The organism is Paenibacillus oleatilyticus, assembly GCF_018998565.1.
GTDB lineage: Bacteria > Bacillota > Bacilli > Paenibacillales > NBRC-103111 > Paenibacillus_G > Paenibacillus_G oleatilyticus.
This window is the reverse complement of the sequence record NZ_JAHNZO010000132.1, coordinates 1-379: the sequence shown is the minus strand read 5'-3', so window position 1 is coordinate 379 and position 379 is coordinate 1. Positions and strand designations below refer to the sequence as shown.

Here is a 379-nt window from a genome sequence, read left to right as displayed (position 1 = left end):
GTTGACCGGCAGGCCACCCTTCTGCAGCGCGATGACGTTGCCTTCGCTGTCGTACAGCTCGATATCCAGCGGGATATGCAGCGGCAACTTCTCAGGCTGATCGGCGGTCGGCGCGGTTTTCTGGCTGACATGCAGGCGATATTGCTGAGTTTCCGCATCGTACTCGTCGCGCACCGTCAACAGCGGCGTGCCGGACTGACTATACCAACGGCGGAAGCGCGACAGATCCACGTTGGACGCGTCCTCCATCGCCTGTACGAAGTCATCGCAGGTGGCGGCGCTGCCGTCGTGGCGTTCGAAATAGAGCTGCATCCCTTTCTGGAAGTTCTCTTCCCCCAGCAGGGTGTGCATCATGCGGATCACTTCAGAACCTTTCTCA

General features: G+C 59.6%; 1 protein-coding gene. It reads right to left on the bottom strand.

Annotated features, from left to right (window positions below; genetic code table 11):
* On the bottom strand, window positions 1–379 hold a 379-nt coding region (locus tag KQX66_RS38940; RefSeq protein ID WP_216798418.1), incomplete at both ends, for a DUF3458 domain-containing protein.